The sequence below is a fragment of the Neorhizobium descurainiae genome (assembly GCF_051400715.1).
In the GTDB taxonomy this organism is placed as follows: Bacteria; Pseudomonadota; Alphaproteobacteria; order Rhizobiales; family Rhizobiaceae; genus Neorhizobium.
This window is the reverse complement of the sequence record NZ_JBLFFK010000009.1, coordinates 75914-92761: the sequence shown is the minus strand read 5'-3', so window position 1 is coordinate 92761 and position 16848 is coordinate 75914. Positions and strand designations below refer to the sequence as shown.

General features: G+C 63.0%; 15 protein-coding genes and 1 riboswitch. Of the genes, 8 read left to right on the top strand and 7 right to left on the bottom strand.

Going from position 1 to position 16848, the window contains the following annotated elements; all coding sequences use genetic code 11:
• Positions 1-271: 271 nt before the first annotated feature.
• From ACMGE0_RS17155 to ACMGE0_RS17135, 5 genes are all read left to right on the top strand, one after another.
• Positions 272-1222: a DUF1403 family protein gene (locus tag ACMGE0_RS17155; protein ID WP_436817085.1), complete on the top strand. Its 951-nt coding sequence runs from the start codon at positions 272-274 to the stop codon at positions 1220-1222.
• Between the two features lie 2 nt (positions 1223-1224).
• Positions 1225-1869, top strand: coding sequence for an SMC-Scp complex subunit ScpB (gene scpB, locus ACMGE0_RS17150; protein ID WP_436817084.1), 645 nt, complete (start codon positions 1225-1227; stop codon positions 1867-1869).
• 69 nt (positions 1870-1938) lie between these two features.
• On the top strand, positions 1939-2310 hold the full coding sequence (locus ACMGE0_RS17145) for an antitoxin Xre/MbcA/ParS toxin-binding domain-containing protein (protein WP_436817083.1): 372 nt from the start codon (positions 1939-1941) through the stop codon (positions 2308-2310).
• Complete coding sequence (locus ACMGE0_RS17140; protein WP_436817082.1) at positions 2303-2815, top strand: RES family NAD+ phosphorylase; 513 nt, start codon at positions 2303-2305, stop codon at positions 2813-2815. Before ACMGE0_RS17145 ends, ACMGE0_RS17140 begins: the two co-directional genes overlap by 8 nt.
• A 160-nt stretch (positions 2816-2975) precedes the next feature.
• Positions 2976-6074, top strand: a complete 3099-nt coding sequence (locus tag ACMGE0_RS17135) for a response regulator (protein ID WP_436817081.1) — start codon at positions 2976-2978, stop codon at positions 6072-6074.
• A gap of 34 nt (positions 6075-6108) precedes the next feature.
• Here the strand turns inward: ACMGE0_RS17135 and thiD are convergent, their stop codons facing one another.
• The 3 genes from thiD to thiM are packed head-to-tail and all read right to left on the bottom strand — an operon-like array spanning position 6109 to position 8341.
• Positions 6109-6909, bottom strand: a complete 801-nt coding sequence (gene thiD / locus ACMGE0_RS17130) for a bifunctional hydroxymethylpyrimidine kinase/phosphomethylpyrimidine kinase (RefSeq protein ID WP_436817080.1) — start codon at positions 6907-6909, stop codon at positions 6109-6111.
• A complete protein-coding gene (gene thiE / locus ACMGE0_RS17125; RefSeq protein ID WP_436817079.1) occupies positions 6906-7541 on the bottom strand; it encodes a thiamine phosphate synthase in 636 nt (211 codons plus the stop codon). The genes thiD and thiE overlap by 4 nt, the downstream gene beginning before the upstream one ends.
• Complete coding sequence (thiM, locus tag ACMGE0_RS17120; protein ID WP_436817078.1) at positions 7538-8341, bottom strand: hydroxyethylthiazole kinase; 804 nt, start codon at positions 8339-8341, stop codon at positions 7538-7540. The genes thiE and thiM overlap by 4 nt, the downstream gene beginning before the upstream one ends.
• Positions 8342-8382: 41 nt before the next feature.
• A riboswitch (TPP riboswitch) is annotated at positions 8383-8479 on the bottom strand.
• A 110-nt stretch (positions 8480-8589) separates the two neighbouring features.
• On the opposite strand from thiM, the gene ACMGE0_RS17115 reads away from it, so the two are divergent.
• A complete protein-coding gene (locus tag ACMGE0_RS17115; protein WP_436817077.1) occupies positions 8590-10812 on the top strand; it encodes a heavy metal translocating P-type ATPase in 2223 nt (740 codons plus the stop codon).
• 4 nt (positions 10813-10816) lie between these two features.
• Here ACMGE0_RS17115 and ACMGE0_RS17110 read toward each other — a convergent pair whose 3' ends face one another.
• Both ACMGE0_RS17110 and ACMGE0_RS17105 read right to left on the bottom strand, forming a co-directional pair.
• Positions 10817-11692 carry an MBL fold metallo-hydrolase gene (locus tag ACMGE0_RS17110; RefSeq protein WP_436817076.1) on the bottom strand — a complete coding sequence of 292 codons (876 nt, stop codon included), beginning with the start codon at positions 11690-11692 and terminating at the stop codon, positions 10817-10819.
• A 94-nt stretch (positions 11693-11786) separates the two neighbouring features.
• Entirely contained in the window at positions 11787-13487 is a 1701-nt protein-coding gene (locus ACMGE0_RS17105; protein WP_436817075.1) for a glycoside hydrolase family 13 protein, read from the bottom strand.
• A gap of 125 nt (positions 13488-13612) precedes the next feature.
• Between ACMGE0_RS17105 and ACMGE0_RS17100 the strand changes: the two genes are divergently transcribed.
• Both ACMGE0_RS17100 and ACMGE0_RS17095 read left to right on the top strand, forming a co-directional pair.
• Positions 13613-13795 (top strand): hypothetical protein, encoded by a 183-nt coding sequence (locus ACMGE0_RS17100; RefSeq protein ID WP_436817074.1) that lies wholly within the window; start codon positions 13613-13615, stop codon positions 13793-13795.
• An 11-nt stretch (positions 13796-13806) separates the two neighbouring features.
• Positions 13807-14016, top strand: coding sequence for a hypothetical protein (locus tag ACMGE0_RS17095; protein ID WP_436817073.1), 210 nt, complete (start codon positions 13807-13809; stop codon positions 14014-14016).
• Positions 14017-14172: 156 nt separating this feature from the next.
• Here the strand turns inward: ACMGE0_RS17095 and ACMGE0_RS17090 are convergent, their stop codons facing one another.
• Both ACMGE0_RS17090 and ACMGE0_RS17085 read right to left on the bottom strand, forming a co-directional pair.
• The gene (locus ACMGE0_RS17090; RefSeq protein WP_436817072.1) at positions 14173-15246 is read right to left on the bottom strand and encodes an HlyD family secretion protein; all 1074 of its coding nucleotides are present in this window, start codon (positions 15244-15246) and stop codon (positions 14173-14175) included.
• 23 nt (positions 15247-15269) lie between these two features.
• Entirely contained in the window at positions 15270-16841 is a 1572-nt protein-coding gene (locus ACMGE0_RS17085) for an efflux MFS transporter permease (RefSeq protein WP_436817208.1), read from the bottom strand.
• Between the last annotated feature and the right edge of the window lie 7 nt (positions 16842-16848).

The following is a 16848-nucleotide window of genomic DNA, read 5'->3' as shown; positions in this document are numbered from 1 at the left end:
TTGGCTCAGGCGAAACCCCTATGTAGGGCGGCCGGGCGATCCGCAAAATTCAACTCCTATTGATCGGAAGGACTGCGGCAGAACCGAGGACTCGCCATCAAACCAGCTAATGGCCGGCCCGACATTTCTTTCCCAATGCCGCGGGCTCCGGAGCAAATGTCGAATTCGCTCCATCAGCCGGACGTCAAAAAGGGGTGCAAAATCCGGGCAGGCCGTGCGGTTTCAGGCGAAAGCCATGGTCAGAAACGCACGCCGAGTTTAGGCTCGATGCATGATTCCGGAAGCTGCATCGTCCCGGTCGTCCTATCCGCCTCTTGCGGCACCGCGCTGGGCCGCGTCCTCCGCCTTTGCCGAAACGGCGGCGGATGCCGCCTTCATGGCGGGTGGAGCGCTTTATCCGCTCGATCAGATCGTTCGAACGGAGCCGGAATGGATCGGCGTCTGGCGCCAGCGCCTGGCGCTCAAATGCGCCGCAACAGCCGTGCGACTGGCGGGACGCATCGAGGACGAGAGGGCGTTGCGTGATGCTTGGCTGTTGCGCAGGCCGGGCGACGACCCCGGCCCTTCGGGCCAGATACTTTCCGCCTGGAAGCGGCTTGCTTCACGCCCGGCAGCGCTCGATACTGAGACACTGCAGTCGATCGCAGGCCTTCTCGGCATCCGCTGGGACGAAGCACTGACATCGCTTGCCGATGCTTTCGACGACCTCCGTCTGGGTGGGCGGGCAGCACCCTTTGCAGCCGCAGATATCATCGCAAAGGCGTTTTCGATCCACCCCGAGGCGGAAATGCTCGGCTGGTGGTTGGCCGACATGTTGGTGGCCGACAAGCTCCGCTGGTCGGTTCCGGTCCCGCTGATGATGGGGCAGCGCTTCTCCGCCGTGTTTCGCGGTGCGGGCGGGCGCGGACGCATAAGGCCTGGCGAAGAAGGGTTCGAGCGGGCGATCTGCTTGGCGCTGGCGCAGGCTGCAACCGAAGCTTCCCGGCTGGCGGCCGAAATCGCCCGCCGCGCCGAACGGCTCGCGGCCGTCACGCCGAAACTGCGCTCGAAAGGGGCGGGCGATGTGATCCGGCTGCTGCTGTCCGAGGACGCAATCGCCGGCACGGTGCAGACGGCAAGGCTCTCCCGCTTCGCATCGCGACGCCTCTTCGAAAGGCTGCAGCAGCTGGATGCGGTGCGCGAGCTTTCCGGCCGTCCCACCTTTCGCATCTACGGGCTCTGACCATGGCGAAGCGGGCGAGGCCGAATACGATCGACAGGGAGCTTGCGCATCTTTCTCCCAAGGAACGCCGTCGCGAATGGACGGCGCGGGTGGAAGCGGTGCTCTTCGCCTCCGCCGAACCGGTGTCCCGCAAAGTGTTGGAACGCGTCGTCGGTCCGGATTGCGATATCGAAAAGATCATCGAGGATATCCGCGAGGTGTTGCGTGACCGGCCCTATGAGCTCGTTTCGGTCGCCGGCGGCTGGCAGCATCGGACGCGGCCGGACTTTGCCGATGTGATCCATGCCTCGGGCGCCGCCAATGCTCCGCCCTCCGACCTCACGCAGCATCAGGCGCTGGTGCTGATGACTGTCGGTTATTTCCAGCCGGTGACGCGCGCCGAACTTTCCAAGATCTTCGGCCGTGAAGTAAGTCGCGATACGATCGCAACATTAAGACAGCTCGGTTTTCTGGCCTCCGGTCCACGCAGCCCGACGCCAGGCGCGCCCTATACCTATGTCACGACGCCGGCCTTCCTCTCGGCTTTCGGTTTCGACACGCTCCGCGACCTGCCGGATTCCGAAATGCTGGAGGATGCCGGATTGCTCAGCCGCAACTTGCCGCCGGACGATTTTGTTGAGCCGGAACTTGAAGAGGGCGACGACTGAGCTTGAAATACGCCATGGTTGCGCTCATATTGGACATGTATTGATTAAAGTGAGATCAGGATAGGTCCAATGGCTGCACATGCTTTCGAAATGGGCGCGTCATTCTTCGGTGAGCCGCAATCTTCCTTCCTGTCCGCGCGACGGGTTTGCGACCTTCTGGGGATCACGCAAGCGGAACTCGCGAAGCTGATCGGCGTCGCCCGCAACACGCTGACCGCCAAGAGCGGCGCCCGCAAAGTGGATGCGGCGCTGAGTCCGGTCGTGCGCATCCTCTCCATGGCAAGCGAGATGGCCGGCGACGAAAACCGCGCGGCTATCTGGTTCAAGCACCAGCCGATCCCCGGTTGGGCCGGCAAGACGGCTTACGATCTCGTCGGCGAAGGCAAGGCGGGCAAAGTGCTCGCCTATCTTGAGGCGGTGCGTTCCGGCGTCTATGCCTGAATCCAGCGAAACGCTGATCCTCTGGCGGGCCTATGTGCCACGCTGGGCGCATATCCCGCTTTCCGGCGACGGCGCGGCACGTTTCGGCGGGCGCTGGAACCCGATCGGGGCACCGGCCATCTATGCCGCACGAGAGCTCTCCACCGCCTGGGCGGAATATAATCAAGGCTTCGTGCAGCATCCGGCCCTGATCGCCGAGCTTCGGCTCGAAGGCGCCTGCCTGGCCGACCTGACAGACGCGAACGTGCTTGCCGATCTCGGCACGGACGAGAGCATCCACCGCTGCGAATGGCGGGCCGACCTCGACGTCGGAAGAGCGCCAGCGACCCATGCATTGCGGGAGAGACTGCTCGATCAGGGTTTCGATGGCGTCATCTATCCCTCCTTCATGTCGCCGGGCGGCACCTGCGTCGCGCTCTGGCGCTGGAATGGAGAGGGGGAGTCAAAGCTCACCGTCACCGATCCGGATGGCCGCCTCCCGAAGACCCCGGCGTCATGGCTCTGAAGGCGGCACAAGAAAAACCGTCCGACCGAGGGAAAAATCGAGGGCAGGACCCGTGGCTTTTTTGTGGCGGCGCCCTAACTGAGGATGGTCAAAAAAGGCTGTCCCGGTGATTGCTCGCATATAGGACGGCAGATTATGAGCTTATGTCGCCGAAAGCCCAATGATGAACTATGCGACCGCCGAGACGGCCTTTCTTTCCCATGACGGCGAAATGGCGCGTCTTGTCGCGGCCTTCGACTGGAAGCGCACATCGCTGGGCCCGATCGGCAATTGGCCGCAAAGCCTCAAGATCGTCATCGGCCTCATTCTCCAATCTCCCGTACCGATCGTGACGCTGTGGAACGACGACGGCGTGATGATCTACAACGACGCCTATTCTGTCTTTGCGGGCGGCCGACATCCGGCCTTGCTCGGCTCGAAGGTGCGCGAAGGCTGGCCGGAGGTCGCCGATTTCAACGACAACGTCATGAAGGTCGGTCTGGCCGGCGGAGCGCTCGCCTATAAGGATCAGGAACTGACGCTGCATCGCTCCGGCGTGCCCGAGCAGGTCTGGATGAATCTCGATTATTCGCCGATCTATAACGAAGACGGTAAGCCCTTCGGCGTCATGGCGGTGGTGGTCGAGACGACCGCCAAGGTGAGGCTACAGCACGGGCTGCGCGGGGAGCGGAAGCAGCTCAAGCAGATGTTCGAGCAGGCGCCGGGCTTCATGGCCATGGTGTCCGGGCCGGATCACGTGTTCGAAATGGCCAATGCCGCCTATATGCGGCTGGTCGGAAGCCGTGAAATCCTCAGCAAGCCGATTCGCGAGGCATTGCCGGAAGTGGTGGATCAGGGATTTCCCGATTTGCTCGACGAAGTGCGAAAAAGCGGCCTTCCTCATGTCGGTCAGGCAAGGTCCGTGATGCTGGCGCGCCGGCCGGGCCTGCCGCCGGAGGAGCGGTTCGTGGATTTCGTCTTCCAACCGGTGCTCGACGAGGATCGCCGGACCACCGGCATCTTCATCCAGGGCAATGACGTCACCGACCAGAAGCGGGCGGAGACCGCGCTGCGAAAGGAGACGCGGCTTCTCGAAGTGCTGAACAGGCTCGGTGCCGATCTCTCCGCCGAACTCGACCTCGAAAAGGTGGTACAGATGACCACCGATGCGGGCGTGGAGCTGACGGGCGCCCAGTTCGGAGCCTTCTTCTACAATGTCAAGGACGAGCATGGCGAGAGCTACATGCTCTATTCGCTCTCCGGGCGGCCGCGTTCCGCCTTCGAGAATTTCCCCATGCCGCGCAATACGGCGGTCTTCGCGCCGACCTTCAAGGGCGAGGGCGTCATCCGCTCGGACGATATCCTGAAGGATCCGCGCTACGGCGGGAACGATCCTTACTACGGTATGCCCAAGGGCCATCTGCCGGTGCGCAGCTATCTCGCGGTGCCGGTGATCTCCAGGTCAGGCGAGGTGATCGGAGGCCTGTTCTTCGGCCATGCCCAGCCCGGCCAGTTCCGCGAGGAGCATGAGCGACTGGTGGTGGGCGCCGCCGGCCAGGTGGCGATTGCGATCGACAACGCACGGCTCTTTCGGGAGGCGGAGAGGGAAATCGCCGAGCGCGGTCGGGCAGAAGAGGCGCTGCAGGCGCTGAATACAGGTCTCGAGCAGCGCGTTGCGTCAGAAATCTCGAAGCGCATGAAGGCGGAAGAGGCGCTGCGGCACTCGCAGAAGATGGAGGCACTCGGACAGCTCACCGGCGGCGTGGCGCATGATTTCAACAACCTGCTGCAGGTCATCTCCGGCAACCTCCAGCTTCTCGTGAAGGATGTCGGCGACGATCAGCGTGCCGGTCGCCGGATCGAGAATGCGCTTGCCGGGGTGCAGCGCGGCTCGAAGCTCGCGAGTCAGTTGCTGGCCTTTGGCCGCCGCCAGCCGCTCGAGCCGAAGGTCATCAATATCGGCCGTTTTCTGACCGGCATGGAGGAGCTTCTGCGGCGCACGCTCGGCGAGGACATCGAGATCGAGACGATCCGCTCCGGAGGTTTGTGGAACGTGCTGGTCGATCCGACGCAGATCGAAAACGCGCTTCTCAACCTGGCGATCAATGCCCGCGATGCGATGGACGGTGGCGGCAAGCTGACGATCGAAGCGGGTAACGCCTTTCTGGACGACAACTATGTGCGCCAACACGCGGACGTGCCGGCAGGACAGTATGTGATGCTCGCCGTGACCGACACGGGTACCGGCATGTCGCCGGAGGTGATGGAGCAGGCCTTCGAGCCGTTCTTCTCGACGAAGCCCGTCGGCAAGGGTACAGGTCTTGGCCTTTCCATGGTCTACGGCTTTGTCAGGCAGTCCGGCGGCCATATCAAGGTCTATAGCGAACTGGGGCAGGGCACGACGGTCAAGATCTATTTCCCGCGCGTTCAGCGCAGCGAGGATTTGGTGACGGACGCCGATTTCGACCTCGTGACCGGCGGCACCGAGACCATCCTGGTGGCGGAGGACGACGAACAGGTGCGCGCCACCGTGGTGGAGATGCTGGGCGACCTCGGTTACGGCGTATTGAAGGCCAAGGATGCCGCAGGCGCCCTGAGCGTCATCGAAAGCGGCGTGCCGATCGACATGCTCTTCACCGACGTGGTGATGCCGGGGCCATTGAAAAGCACCGAACTTGCCCGCCACGCGCGCGAGCGGTTGCCGGACATCGCCGTGCTCTTCACCTCAGGCTATACGGAAAATTCGATCGTGCACGGGGGGCGGCTCGATCCCGGCGTCGACCTTCTCTCCAAGCCCTACACGCGCGAGGCGCTGGCGCGGAAAATCCGCCATGTGCTGAGCAACCAGCAGCACCGCAACCGGATGAGAGCAACGCTGGCGGCCAAGTCCATGCCGGCCATGGATGAGCGGCCGTCGACGCCGCGCTGTTCGGTGCTTCTCGTCGAGGACGATTTCCTCATCCGCATGAGCACCGCCGATCTCTTGACCGAGCTCGGACATCAGGTTCTGGAAGCCTCGACGGCCGAAGAGGCGCTTGCCATGCTGCAGGAGCAGCGTTTCGACGTGGTGGTGACGGACCTCGGGCTGCCGGGGATTTCCGGCGGACAGTTCGCGCAGGAAGCGCGAAAGCTTTCTCCCGAGGTCGGCGTCGTCTTCGCGACGGGCAGCGACCGCATTCCCGAAGAGGCGGCAGTCGAAGGAGCCGTGCTGCTCAAGAAACCCTATGGAAACGAGGATATCGCAGCGGCTTTCGAGAAGATCGCGGCACGGAAGTCGTAGCAACATATTCAGGATAGATGGTGAGTAGGTTCGTTCACCACCATTCATGAAAATGCTGCACGGGGCCATGGCCAGTACCGACGTTAAGCATCTCTGCGGCTGCGATGGCGCCGGCAAGATAGGCCTTGGCTATTGCGACAGCCTCGGCCGGCGCTGCCCCCTTGGCGAGTTCGGCGGCAATGGCGCTGGAGAGTGTGCAGCCCGTGCCATGGGTGTTCTTGGTGGCCGTGCGCCTGCCCTCGAACCAGTGGAGCCCGGTCGATTCGGCCAGCACGTCCGGGCTGTCCTCGCTTTCCAGATGGCCGCCCTTCACCAGCACCGCCTTGGAGCCGAGCTTGCGCAGACGCTCCGCCTGGATGGCCATGGCTTCGCGGCTCGTCGCGGCCGGCACGTTCAGCAAAGCTGCGGCTTCGGGCAGGTTGGGAGTGACCACGGCTGCGATCGGCATCAGGCGATGGGCGACCGCATCCACGGCCTCGGAGGCAAGCAGCGGGGAGCCGCCCTTGGCGATCATCACCGGGTCGAGCACGATCGGCAAAGTATCGTGGTAGGGACGCAGCACCTCGGCGATCGTTTCGGCGATCTCGGCGTTGGCGATCATGCCGATCTTCACCGCATCGACGCGGACATCGGCAAAGATCGCGCGTATCTGTTCGGCGACGAAGGCTGCCGGCACGGCATGCACACCGGTGACACCCTGGGTGTTCTGGGCAGTCAGGGCCGTCAGCACCGCCATGCCATAGGTACCGCGGGCGGAGAAGGTTTTCAGGTCGGCCTGGATGCCGGCGCCGCCGGAGGGATCCGAGCCGGCAATGGAGAGAACATTCCTGATCATGCGCGGGCCTTTTCGATTTCGCCGGCTATTCTGCGCGCGGCCGCCTTGGGATCGGGCTGACCGCAAATGGCGGAAACGACGGCGATGCCCTTGGCGCCGGCGGTCAGCGCCGGGCCGGCATGTTCCGCCTTGATGCCACCGATCGCCACAGCCGGCACGGGTGCTGCCGAGACAATACGGGCGAGGCCATCGAAACCGATCGGCTGCTTGTGGTCCGGCTTGGTGGCGGTGGCAAAGACCGGACCGATACCGACATAATCGATCACCGACGGGTCCACCCGCCGCGCCAGCTCTTCCGTTTCGACGGAGAGGCCGAGGATCATGTCGCGGCCGATGCGTTGTCGTGCCATCACCGCGACCATGTCGCTCTGGCCGACATGCACGCCGTCGGCCTCGATGGCGATTGCAGCGTCCACATCGTCGTTGACGATCAGCGGCACGCCGGTGCCGCGGAGCGCCGCCTTCAAGGCGCGGCCTGTCTCGATCATCTGCGCTATGTCGGCATGCTTGTCGCGGAGCTGCACGATCGTGGCGCCGCCTTCGACGGCGAGCCTGGCGGTTTCCACCATGCCGATCCCACTGCAGAGATCGGGATCGAGGACGAGATAGACGGAAAGGTCGAAGGTCTTCATGCAGCGGTGATCCTTGCCTTGGCGTCGAGCGTCTCGCCGGTCAGCGCCGCGAGATGGTCGAGGAAGAGAGGGGAGAAGGAGCCGGGGCCGGCGGCCGCTAGGGCGGCTTCCTCGCCAGCGACAGCGAACATCGCGAGCGCCGCGACCGTCGCCTCGAAGGGTCTGTCCGGGGCAGTCGCGGCGAAGGCGCCCGTGAGGCAGGTCAGCGAGCAGCCGAGCGCGGTGACGCGCGGCATCAGGGCCGAACCGCCCATGATGCGCGCCGAACGGTGGCCATCGGTGACGAAATCCACTTCGCCGGTGACGGCGACGATCGTGCCGTTCTGCTGAGCAAGGGCGACCGCCGCACCTTCCGCCGCATAGGTCGGGTCGCCGCTGTCCACGCCATGGCCGCTCGACCGGCTGCCGGCGAGCGCGATGATTTCGGAGGCGTTGCCGCGGATGATGGTAGGCCTCAATTCGAGGAGCTCGGCGGCGGCGGCGCGCCGATAACCGGTGGCGAAATGCGCGACCGGATCGAGCACCCAGGGCCTGCGGGCCTCGGTCGCGGCCTTCGCGGCCTCCTTCATGCCGGCCAGAAAATCCGGCGAGAGCGTGCCGATATTGATGGTGAGTGCCGCGGCGATGCGGGTAAATTCTCCGGCTTCCTCCCTCGTATGCACCATGGCGGGGGAGGCGCCGGCCGCCAGCATCACGTTCGCCGCGATGTTCATCGCCACGAAATTGGTGATGTTCTGCACGAGCGGGTTTTTCGCACGCATCGCCGTCAGCAATTGGCCGGAAGTCTCTATCGTCTGCATTTTCGCCTCGTTCGGCGGGGCAGACGCAGGGGCGTATCTGTTCGAAGGCCCGGACGACTCCCTCCGCCAGCATGATCTGGTTCAGGTTCAAAGGGTGCTTCTCAGCCCGGCTTTCGTCGGACGCCCCTGTCTGAGACTAGGCTTACAGCAAAGGTCATCGCTGCCGCCAGCAAATTTTTGAAAAAAGCTCTTGAAGCTAGAGCGGCTAGAGGTTGTAGGGAAATGTCTCGACCCGGAAGGAAGAGACGATGACAGCGACAAATCAGGCTCGGTACAAGGTTGGCGGCATGGATTGCGCGAGCTGCGCGACGAAGATCGATACGGCAGTGCGCCGCATGCCGGGCGTCGAGGACGTCTCGGTGTCTGTAGCGTCCAGCACGATGACGGTCAGCCATGACGGCACCAGCGATCTCGGTGCGATCGAGAAGAAAGTTGTTGGGCTGGGATATTCGCTGAGGGCGCTGGGGAAGAAGGCGCCTGCGGGCGACGCCGGCCACATGCACGACCGTCATCCTCATGACCACGACGGCGGGCACGATCATGGGGATGATCATTCCGCCCACCCCGAAAAAGGAGAAGGCCTGCACGGCCACGATCACGGGCCGATGGAAGGGCCGTGGTGGAAGAACGCCAAGGGGCGTCTGACTATTCTCGTCGGTTTGGCGCTGGCTGTTGCCTATGGGATCGGCCATCTGATCCCGGCTTATGATACCTATATCTTCACGGCTGCGATGCTGATCGGCCTCATTCCGATTGCCCGCCGGGCGATCATGGCAGCGCTCGCCGGGACGCCGTTCTCGATCGAGATGCTGATGACGATCGCCGCGGTCGGAGCGGTGATCATCAACGCGTCGGAGGAGGCTGCGGCCGTCGTCTTCCTCTTCCTTGTCGGCGAGCTGTTGGAAGGTGTGGCGGCCGGGCGGGCGCGTCAGAGCATCCGGGGCCTGACGGCGCTGGTGCCGAAGAACGCGCTCCTGGAAGTGAACGGCCGGACCGACGAGGTGCCGGCTGCAAGTCTTCGCGTCGGCTCGATCATCCTTGTCAGGCCCGGCGACCGGATTTCAGCCGACGGCGTCATCGTCGCCGGCGAAAGCACGGTGGACGAAGCGCCGGTAACGGGCGAAAGCACGCCTGTTGTCAAGGGGGTGGAGGACACGGTGTTTGCCGGCACGATCAACGGCGATGCGGCGCTTCGCGTGCGGGTCACGGCCGCCGCCGAAGACAACACGATCGCCCGCGTCGTGCGGCTTGTCGAGGAGGCGCAGGAGAAGAAGGCGCCGACTGAACGCTTCATCGACCGTTTCTCACGCTATTACACGCCGGGCGTCGTGGTCGTCGCGTCGCTTGTCGCCATCCTGCCGCCCCTCATCGCCGGCGCGAATTGGAACGAATGGATCTACAAGGGTCTCGCGATCCTCTTGATCGGCTGCCCCTGCGCGCTGGTCATCTCGACGCCTGCGGCGATCGCCGCCTCCCTTTCGTCGGGCGCCCGGCGTGGCCTTTTGATGAAGGGAGGCGCTGTGCTGGAAACCCTCGGCAGGTTGACGGTCGTGGCATTCGATAAGACAGGCACGCTGACCTCCGGCAAGCCGCAGGTGACGGATATCCTCGCTTTCAGTCGCAATGCCGAAGACGTGCTGCGCTATGCCGCAGCACTTGAGACCGGCTCCAGCCACCCATTGGCGCAAGCGATCCTTGCAAAGGCTGCAGATGAAGAGGTGGATATCCCAGCGGCGACAGATGCGAAGGCGCTGGGTGGCAAAGGTGTCACAGCGACCATCGAGGGCATGGACGTGTTTCTCGGCTCGCCAAAGGCTGCGGCCGAGCGGGTCTCCCTGCCGATGGCGCACTCGCGGCGGATCACCGGCCTCAACGACGAGGGCAAGACGGTCTCTATTCTGATTGTCGGCGGCGCACTTGCCGGGGCTATCGCCATGCGCGACGAACCGCGAGCCGACGCCAAGGCGGGTCTCAAGGCATTGGCCGATGCGGGCGTGAAGACCGTGATGCTGACCGGCGACAACGCCCGCACGGCTACGGCGATCGGAAAGCAACTCGGCATCGAGGTACGCGCCGAACTGATGCCGGAGGACAAGAGCCGCATTGTCGGCGAGCTGAAGCGCGAGGGCTTCGTGGCCGGCAAGGTGGGGGACGGCATCAATGACGCTCCGGCGCTCGCGGCGGCGGACGTCGGGATCGCCATGGGCGGCGGCACGGATGTGGCGTTGGAAACGGCGGATGCTGCTGTGCTGCACGGCAGGGTCGGAGACATCGCCGGGATGATCGAGCTCTCGAAACGGACGATGCGCAACATCTACCAGAACATCACCATCGCGCTCGGCTTGAAGGCGGTGTTCCTGGTGACGACGATCATCGGAGTGACGGGTCTCTGGCCGGCCATTCTTGCCGACACGGGCGCCACCGTGCTTGTGACGATCAATGCACTGAGATTGCTGAGGGTAAGGACCTGATCCGCTATGTCCAGACAGAGCCCGGCAGGGCGCCGATCGGGATTTTGAGGTAACGGCGGCCATTGTCTTCCGGCGGCGGAAGCTCGCCGCCGCGGATATTGACCTGCAAGGCATGCAGCATGAGCTTGGGAATGGGCAGCGTTTTGTCGCGCGCCTCCCGCAGGGCCACGAAACCGGCCTCGTCCATGCCGGCAACGTGCGGATTGTCTCGTCTTTGCTCCGCAACAGTGCTTTCCCAGCGCGCCGCCCGTCCGCCCGGCCGATAATCGTGGCCGGTGAAAAGGCGCGTCCTCTCGGGCAAGGCGAGAATCGTCTGGATCGATGACCAAAGACTGGTGGCGCTTGCGCCGGGAAAGTCGGCGCGGGCCGTGCCGCTGTCCGGCATGAAAAGCGTATCATGGATGAAGGCGGCGTCGCCCACGACATACGTGACAGAGGCGGCCGTATGACCCGGAGAATAGATCACCTGGACCTGAAGCGTGCCGACCGCGAAGACCTCACCATCGGTGAAAAGCCGGTCCCATTGCGAGCCGTCGCAGGCGAAATCCGGCCAGTTGTAGATGTCCTTCCAGATCTGCTGGACTCTCCTGACATGCTCGCCAATGGCTGTCGATGCGCCGGTGCGAGCCTTCAGGTAATGGGCGGCGGAAAAATGATCGGCATGCGGATGAGTGTCGAGAATCCATTCCGCCGTCAGGCCATGCGTGGATATGAAGGCGAGGATGGCGTCGGCATTGTTGGTTCCGACCGTGCCGGATTTCTCATCGAAATCCAGAACCGGATCGATGATGGCGCATGCCTTGGTAGCGTTATCCGCGACCACATACTGGATGCTGCCGGTCCGGTCGTCATAGAACCCCTGCACCTCCGGTATCGCCATGACCGCTGTCCCTGCTGCCCGTGCTCCGGCGGCAAGACTAGCGTGCCGCCTCAGATACGGAAAGGGGAGACAAACGGCGTTTTGCCATCCTCCTTTAGGGGCCCTGTGATAGGATCGCAAACGCCTCGTAAGGCTTCAGATCGATATTTTCGCCGGGGAGAGCGTCGATCGGCTCATAGTTCGAGATCAGGCATTTTCCCGATACCGCGAGCTCGCATGGAACAGTCAGCGGTACCTCTCGCGGCGTGAAATTGGCAATCACCACCAGCCGGTCCTTATCCAGCGTACGGGTATAGACGAACACATCCGGATGCTGATCCAGCCAGGACTGGTAGAGCCCATAGACGATGACCGGATGGGTTTTGCGGAAAGCGATCAACTTCCGATAATGGTTCCAGATGGAACTCTCGTCCGTCATTGCCGCTTCCGCGTTGATTGTCGCGTAATTGGCATTCACCTCGATCCAGGGCACGCCCTTCGTGAAGCCGCCATGGAGCGCAGCGCTCCACTGCATGGGCGTGCGGGCATTGTCGCGGGCGCTCTCGTTGGCGCCCCTGATGAAATCTTCCGGCGACAGTCCCGCCTCGACATGCAGCCGGTGCATGTTGATCGTCTCGATATCGCGATACTGCTCGATCGTGGTGAAGGGCACATTGGTCATGCCGATCTCCTCGCCCTGATAGACGAAGGGGGTGCCTTTCATCAGGTGCAGCACGGTCGCCAGCATCTTGGCCGATTCAGCGTGATAGCCGGTGACGTCGCCATATCGCGACACGGCGCGCGGCAGGTCGTGATTACCCCAGAAGAGCGAGTTCCAGCCGTCATCCGAGAGCGCATATTGCCATTTGCTGAGCACGGACTTCAGCGTGACGAGATCAAAAGGCTTGGGGCGCCACTTGCCGTACACCTCGTCCCATTGCTGCGTAACATGCTCGAACTGGAAGACCATGGAGAGCTCGTTGCGGTCCCGCCCGGAATAAAGAAGCGCCGAGCCCGGCGTGGCGCTCCAGCATTCGCCGACCGTCAGGATATTGCGGCTGCCGAAGGTTTCGCGGTTCATCTCCTGCAGGTATTCATGCAGGCGCGGTCCGTCCTTGACCAGTTCCTGGTCCACCTGCTTGCCGATATAGTCGATGACATCCATCCGGAAACCGGCGATGTCCCGCTCCAGCCACCAGTTCATCATCCTGTAGATTTCCCGGCGAACCTCAGGGTTTTCCCAGTTGAGGTCGGGTTGACGGCGGGAAAACATGTGCAGGTAATATTCGCCGGTTTCGCTGTCGAGCGTCCAGGCCGGGCCACCGAAGGAGGACATCAGCCCGTTCGGCGGGCCGCCGTCCTCTGCCGGTTTCCGCCAGATGTAGAAATCGCGGAACGGATTGCCCGGCCCCTTGCGGGATTCGACGAACCAGGGGTGTTCGTCGGACGTATGGTTGACGACGAGGTCGAGGACGATGCCGATCCCATGCTTACGCGCCTTCGCCACCAGATGATCAAAATCGGCAAGCGTGCCGAATTCCGGCGCGATATCCCGGTAGTCGGATATGTCGTAGCCGTTGTCGTCCATCGGCGACTTGTAGATCGGCGACAGCCAGATCACGTCTATGCCGAGCGATTTCAGGTAGTCGAGTTTCGAGGTAACGCCGGGGATATCGCCGATGCCGTCGCCGTTCGAATCGCAGAAGCTGCGTGGATAGATCTGATAGACGGTCGCCGTGTGCCACCACTTGCGCACGACCGGCGGCGCTTGCGGCTGCCGGATCGCGGCGGCGGATTGGTCCTGAAACTGGTCCATCTGGGAGTCTCCCTCAAGTCTCTTGGGCCGAACGCCCGAGACCGGAGCCTGTTCCTTCTTCGGGGAACATCGGCAGCCACCGGCGGTTAGGTTTTCGGAAAATCCGAGACGATGAGGAGACCCAAATGAGCAGCAGACTTCCCCCTACGCCCCAAGACAACCTGAGCCACAAGGGTACGGGCGAGCAGAACCATTCGGCGGATGCAAAACGCGGCGCGACGCCGGCGGCCACCGATCCCGCCAAGCAGGGTCAGCAAGGCAATACCAAGGTCAACACTACCCATCAGGGCTATCAGCAGGACCGATAAGGAGCCATCCCATGTCCACATCGCAAAAGACCCCGGCGAGCATCCGTCAGGGGGGACCGGGTGCAAGCCACGAGAATGCCAAGGCGCCGCTCGACGTGAAGAAGCCGCCGGCCGAATCCGACCTGCGTTCCAAGAGCCGGGTCTCCGGCGGCGGCGGCGAACGCGACAGCCACCATACGCACGATGCGGAAAAGAAGGGCGGCGGCACTCGTCCTGCCTGATGGGTCTCCTTTAGGGCAGCATCCATCTCCACCTCCAGCGCCGGATCGATTTCGGATGCGGCGAAGACAAACGCCCCGCGCCGTTGTGCTGAACAGTGGCGCGGGGCGTTCTCCGTCGGATCGCCATGGAGACGGGGCTCGATCGCGGGGGAGCGATCAGTTGAGCTCCGCCGCCTGGACTGAAGCCGCACCGCCTTGCGCGAGGTCCACGCTTGCTACGACCGACATGCCAGGGACGAGCCTGTCGGTGAGCGGCTGTTGCGGCTCGATGGCGATCCGGACCGGAATGCGTTGGGCCACCTTGGTGAAGTTGCCGGTGGCGTTGTCGGCCTTGATGACCGAGAATTCCGAACCCGTAGCCGGCGCGAAACGTTCGATCCGGCCGGTGAATTTCCGATGCCCAAGGGCATCGACCGTGAAGGTCACCTCCTGTCCCGGCCGCATGTCGGCAAGCTGGGTTTCCTTGAAATTGGCGACCACCCAGACATGATCGGGCACGACCGAACCGATCTGCGTGCCGACCGAGACATACTGGCCGATGCGGCCGGTCACCTCGCCGAGCGTGCCGTCCTGCGGTGCTGTGATGCGGGTGTTTGCCAGATCGATTTCGGCGAGCTTCACCGCGGCTTTGGCGCTTTCCACATTCGCCTCCAGCGAACGCCGGCCGACGACGATCGTGTTCAAATCCTGTTCGGCGACGAGTTCGGCGGCTTCTGCCTGATGCACGGCGGCCTGAGCCTGATTGTAGGCGGCGCGGTTCTTCTCGGCCTCGCTCTGACTGGCAATATTCTTTTCCAGCAGGTTTTCGGTGCGCTCGTAGGTAGTACGGGCGGCCTCGAAGGCAGCCTCGGCGCTTTCAACCGCCGCCTTGGCAGAGGCGATCTTCGCTTCCGCCGATTTGCGGCTCTGCTCGGAATTGGCAAGAGAAGCCTCGGCGGTCGCGAGCGCCGCCTTCGCCTGCTCCAGCTTCTGGGTGTAGATGCGGTCATCGATCCTGGCGATCAGATCGCCAGTCTTGACCTTCTGGTAATCCTGCACCGGCACTTCGACGAGATAACCTGCAAGCTGTGGACTGAGAAGCGTCACCTGGCCGCGCACATAGGCGTCGTTGGTCATTTCCACCGAGCCGTGGAAGGGCGGCAGATTCCAGGCGTACAGCACGACGAGCACGCCGGCGATGCCGACGAGGAATGCCACATAGGTGGCGATGGAGCGAAATACGGATCTCATGGTCTTAGGGTCTGTTCTTGAATTTATGAATGAATGGTGGAGGGCATCTCCGATGCCGGAACTGGGCGAGGCAGGAGGCGATGACGATTGCTCCAGGCAACATTGAGGAGCAGCACGGCGATCGCCCCGACCGCAATCAGGAAAGTCGCAAAGAAGGCATCGTTGTAGGCGAGCACATAGGCTTGGGTCTGCACCTGCTTGGCGAATAGGCTCGCCCCTTGTGCGGTTCTCTGGATGCCGTCGGGCGTCGATTTCGCATAGGCGCCGACATATTGCTGCAACCGTGCCGCCACCAGCGGGTCCGTCGACAAGAGCCGCGATGCCATAATGGCGGAATGATATTGTTCGCGGATTGTCACGAACGTGCCGAACAGCGCGCTGCCGATGAAGGCGCCGACCTTTTGCGTAAACAGGAAGACGGCAAAGAAGCTCAGGATGTAAGGCATGCCCTTCTTGATGGCCGCGGAAAAGCCGACGGCCATGGCGGGCGGCAGAAAGAGACCGCTGCCGAAGGCGATGATCGACTGGCTCACATACATCTGCTCAGGCCTCGTGAGCGTGGTGGCATAGCTATCCATCAGGGAACCGATGGCAAGCAGGATGAGGGCCACGAGGTGTATGCCGGCTTCGCGGCCGGGCTTCATGACGGCTGCACAGGCAAAACCGGATACGACGCTGGCGATCAGGATGCACCAGTAGAGCCCCGTCATCTGCTCGTTGAGCATGCCGATCTGGCGCAGGAAATTGATGGCCCCGGTTGATTGCTCGGTGAGAAGGATGCGGAAGACAAGCAGGACGCCCGCGAAGTGAACGATCTCGCGCGAGGTGATCCAGCGGAAATCCACCAGATTGTTCTTGCGGTTGAGCTCGATCATCGCCATCAGGCAGCCCGTGACGATCGCGACGATCAGCAGCCAGGCGAGCCAGTCCGCCTCGAACCACCAGTAGAGCCGGCCCATGGTGAAGACGATCGCCAGACATCCCATCGAAACGGCGAGGAGCGCGTAGTCCAGGATATCCATCGAGGAAATGACCTTGGCGCGCGGCGGCGAAGACAGCGGCAGGACATAGATGAAGCCGAAGGTGATCAGCGCCAGGCCAAGCTCCAGCAGGTAAAGGCCGCGGAGGTCGTTGGCATCAAGGAGCGAGGGTGAGATCAGCCCGGCGATCGGCGTTGACAGAGCAAGGCCGATGAGCGCCATGCACAGTCCGATATTGAGCTTCTTCTCCGGTGGAAAAATCTCCAGCATGTAGAGGAAGGCTACCGACGAAATGGGGGCGGCCGCAGCACCCGCGAAGAACCGCAGCAGGATATCGAGACCCAGGTCGTCGACCCACAGATGGGCCAGGCAGACCAGCACATAGGGAATGATGGCGATCTCGCAGAAATTCCGGATGCCGTACTGGGTGCGGACCTTGAAGAGGATAAGGCCGAGGCTGACGTTCGGAAACAGATAGGCCGCCATCAGCCAGGAGGCTTCGGTCTGGGTCGCTTCCAGCGGGCCGGCGAGTTGCTGCAGGTTGAGCGAGATCAGGCTGGTGCCGAGCCCCTGCATGACCGCAGCGGTCAGAGAAGCCATCACATAGGCTAACATCACCAAC

What these genes read in the sequence shown, in the direction of transcription:
- ACMGE0_RS17155 (WP_436817085.1), top strand. Translation starts at nt 272, where the DNA reads ATGATTCCGGAAGCTGCATCGTCCCGGTCGTCCTATCCGCCTCTTGCG.
- scpB (WP_436817084.1), top strand. Translation starts at nt 1,225, where the DNA reads ATGGCGAAGCGGGCGAGGCCGAATACGATCGACAGGGAGCTTGCGCAT.
- ACMGE0_RS17145 (WP_436817083.1), top strand. Translation starts at nt 1,939, where the DNA reads ATGGCTGCACATGCTTTCGAAATGGGCGCGTCATTCTTCGGTGAGCCG.
- ACMGE0_RS17140 (WP_436817082.1), top strand. Translation starts at nt 2,303, where the DNA reads ATGCCTGAATCCAGCGAAACGCTGATCCTCTGGCGGGCCTATGTGCCA.
- ACMGE0_RS17135 (WP_436817081.1), top strand. Translation starts at nt 2,976, where the DNA reads ATGATGAACTATGCGACCGCCGAGACGGCCTTTCTTTCCCATGACGGC.
- thiD (WP_436817080.1), bottom strand. Translation starts at nt 6,909, where the DNA reads ATGATCAGGAATGTTCTCTCCATTGCCGGCTCGGATCCCTCCGGCGGC.
- thiE (WP_436817079.1), bottom strand. Translation starts at nt 7,541, where the DNA reads ATGAAGACCTTCGACCTTTCCGTCTATCTCGTCCTCGATCCCGATCTC.
- thiM (WP_436817078.1), bottom strand. Translation starts at nt 8,341, where the DNA reads ATGCAGACGATAGAGACTTCCGGCCAATTGCTGACGGCGATGCGTGCG.
- ACMGE0_RS17115 (WP_436817077.1), top strand. Translation starts at nt 8,590, where the DNA reads ATGACAGCGACAAATCAGGCTCGGTACAAGGTTGGCGGCATGGATTGC.
- ACMGE0_RS17110 (WP_436817076.1), bottom strand. Translation starts at nt 11,692, where the DNA reads ATGGCGATACCGGAGGTGCAGGGGTTCTATGACGACCGGACCGGCAGC.
- ACMGE0_RS17105 (WP_436817075.1), bottom strand. Translation starts at nt 13,487, where the DNA reads ATGGACCAGTTTCAGGACCAATCCGCCGCCGCGATCCGGCAGCCGCAA.
- ACMGE0_RS17100 (WP_436817074.1), top strand. Translation starts at nt 13,613, where the DNA reads ATGAGCAGCAGACTTCCCCCTACGCCCCAAGACAACCTGAGCCACAAG.
- ACMGE0_RS17095 (WP_436817073.1), top strand. Translation starts at nt 13,807, where the DNA reads ATGTCCACATCGCAAAAGACCCCGGCGAGCATCCGTCAGGGGGGACCG.
- ACMGE0_RS17090 (WP_436817072.1), bottom strand. Translation starts at nt 15,246, where the DNA reads ATGAGATCCGTATTTCGCTCCATCGCCACCTATGTGGCATTCCTCGTC.
- ACMGE0_RS17085 (WP_436817208.1), bottom strand. Translation starts at nt 16,841, where the DNA reads ATGTTAGCCTATGTGATGGCTTCTCTGACCGCTGCGGTCATGCAGGGG.